The organism is Halomonas sp. 707B3, assembly GCF_024158645.1.
GTDB lineage: Bacteria > Pseudomonadota > Gammaproteobacteria > Pseudomonadales > Halomonadaceae > Vreelandella > Vreelandella lionensis.
The window spans coordinates 1-2,639 of sequence record NZ_JAMZBE010000250.1 but is presented as its reverse complement, the minus strand read 5'-3'; the positions used below and the strand labels follow the sequence as shown (position 1 = coordinate 2,639).

The 2,639-nt window shown below is 56.3% G+C and carries 3 protein-coding genes; 1 reads left to right on the top strand and 2 read right to left on the bottom strand.

Annotated elements, in window-relative coordinates:
* Positions 1–502: 502 nt before the first annotated feature.
* Positions 503–1,258 carry a phosphatase PAP2 family protein gene (locus BIS10_RS18245; protein WP_253507538.1) on the bottom strand — a complete coding sequence of 252 codons (756 nt, stop codon included), beginning with the start codon at positions 1,256–1,258 and terminating at the stop codon, positions 503–505.
* Positions 1,259–1,412: 154 nt separating this feature from the next.
* Positions 1,413–1,943, bottom strand: coding sequence for an invasion associated locus B family protein (locus tag BIS10_RS18240; RefSeq protein ID WP_253507535.1), 531 nt, complete (start codon positions 1,941–1,943; stop codon positions 1,413–1,415).
* 349 nt (positions 1,944–2,292) lie between these two features.
* Between BIS10_RS18240 and BIS10_RS18235 the strand changes: the two genes are divergently transcribed.
* Positions 2,293–2,639 (top strand): M48 family metalloprotease (locus BIS10_RS18235; RefSeq protein ID WP_253507531.1); only part of this gene is annotated, 347 nt, incomplete at its 3' end.

Genomic DNA, 2,639 nt, shown 5'->3' with positions numbered 1-2,639 from the left:
GGCTTGCGAAAGCCAACTTGCACGGGGCGAATGATCAAAAAGTGCTCGCTGGCGGTGATAGGGAAAGTGTCGGCGCCGGCTTCACGGATTCAGGTATAAAGTAGACTGCCTAGCAGAAAAGTGCTTTGACCTGTTGATCAGGGTTTAATCGTCGCGTGATTTGGGCGTTATCAGAATAATCTGTACGTCCGTTCCTGGCCGATAACGGCAGTCCAGTCAGGACTGTCGTTTATCCTCATCAAACCTTTGTCTGTTCTGCCATTTCCCAACGTCATTTACTTCTATCCAAGCTATCTGACGTTGCTTTCAAGCTTTGCGTGGCCCAGTGGCTTTTGTAATGCTCTCAAATTGTTCGTGGGATGGTATATCAGCGAAGCTTTTTACGGCGCATCGTGTGCGTGCGATAGATAGATGCATCTAGATCAATTTCGCTTACCCACTGATGCACCGTCATGGCGAGTCAGCTTTCATCACTTGCAGAAAAAACGCCCCTTGAGCCGGGTTATTCGGTGTCCGGCAAGTTCACTTCCGTCTCTACCTGCCCGCGTCGCTGCATCCAGCGCATTACGATCCAGCACATCGCTGCCCAGCTCGCTCCAGCCGTCCAGCCAGCAAGCACATCAGTTGGCCAATGGACGCCAAGATAAACGCGGCTCATGCCTACTAACAGCGTTAGCAATATCGCCAGTATCAGAAGGTAAGCCTTCAGCCTTAGCGCTGGCTGTACGCGGGTGAGTAGCGCCGCCAGGGTGAGGTAGGTCACGGCCGACATCATTGAGTGGCCGCTGGGGAAGCTCGCGGTGTAGACCATGGCTTCATGGGGCACGAGATCCGGGCGAGGGCGATCAAAGCCCATCTTCAGCACGGTACTGAGTAGGATGCCGCCGGGCACTGCTATCGAGGTAAAGATTGCCGCTCGATAGTGTCTGGCAAGCAACAAGTAACCCAGGGCACCTAGCGTGATGAGTACCAGCACACCGACCCCACCAAGCGCGGTAAAGTCTCGCCCCATTTCTTCGACCCAACCCGGCCCAATCGGGTCGCTAAGATCTGCGGGATTGCGAAGGGCGAGCAGCAGGCTCTCATCAACGCTCTGGGTGTCGCCTTCGGTGACTTCATCGGCCAGCGCGATGAATCCCCAAACCCCGCCGGAAAGTACCGCGACGCATAACAGCATTGCTAGTTCGTAGCGGCCTAGCCGAGCCAGCAAGGAAACGCTATAGCGTCCCACTTGTTTTATTTTCCCCTGGTGCTTCATTGGCAACTCCTTTGCTTGATTCTGAATTCCACGAATCAATGATACGCAACGTTGGTTCAAACGGCTCTATGAGCGAACGCTGGCAAGCGGTGGCTTAATGCGGGCGGGTAGGCTTGCCGACCCTTTTGGGCCGGCTTTTTCGGGGGGAGTAAGATCAGGGAGCGATGCGGGTACTGGCGTCGGTGAAGCCGATCAGCGAAATATCCAGGTCCATGCGGTCACCGCGTGGGCCAATCATGCTGAGGGTGGCCGTACTGCCACTGCGGAGTTGCTGTAGCATCGAGGGCTCGATGGGGGCATCTGCACGGCAGCCTTGCTGCTGGCATACCTGATAGGGGAACTGGATTGGCTCACCGTTATCCACCACCAATTGCAAGCCCGCAGCCAGACGCACCCCCAACGGCACGAAGAAGCTCATCACCGGGCCATCGATTTGGGGCGGGTAGTCGATAACTACCTGCATTAAGGGCTGGTCGCTGCCGGGTTGAGTGACCATTTGCACCATCGCACAGCGGGTAGGGCCCTGATTTTCCTGGCATCGCACCTCCCAGTCTTGGAACGACTCGGTGGTGATATTCTCACCAGAAGCTGCCCCCGGTTGTTGTTGGCTGAAGGCGCTGGGTGAAAACACCAAGATCGATAACAGCCCCATCATGCGCAGGGTTTGAGTAAAGCGGTGTGGCATTGCGTAATCTCCTGTTGGTTCGTTAATGGTGGGTGATACCACCACCATGCCTGCTTGTTCGCTTGATATCCAGCATAGAGGCCATACGTCAACCAAACGAGGCGGCCTAAGGCAGATACGGCAGGGTTGAAAGGGCAGGCCTCTTTTCGACGCTTGACGCTAAGCTCTAGCAAGCTGCTACTTATACTCAGCCGTTGGTGGGGCTGTACTGGATCACGACCGCCTGTTTGTGGCATATGATAACGACCGGCACTTGGGGCTAGGTAGCGTGGATGAACGCGACGAGCGCCACGCCTGCGAAGCGCCGTATACTCTGTTGCACGTTTCTTAATTTAGGCGAACCTTTCTAATGCATTGGCGATGTGTACGACCTCTTTTCTGGCTCGCGCTATTGACTGTACTCGCGGGCTGCGGTGAAACGCCCACCGGGCGCTCCCAACTGGTGTTGGTTCCCGGCCCACTAATGGCCGATATGGGTGGAGACGCTTTTGACCAGCTACGCAACACCCAACCGATCAGCCGCGATGCGCAAGCGAACCAGCTGGTGCAGTGCGTGGCAGAAAAAATAGTGGCAGGGGCGGAGGCGAGCTACCCAGGGCTGGATTTCCCCGAGCGCTGGGAAGTGGTGCTGTTTGAAGACCCATCACCCAATGCGTTTGCGCTGCCGGGCGGGCGAATTGGGGTACACACCGGCCT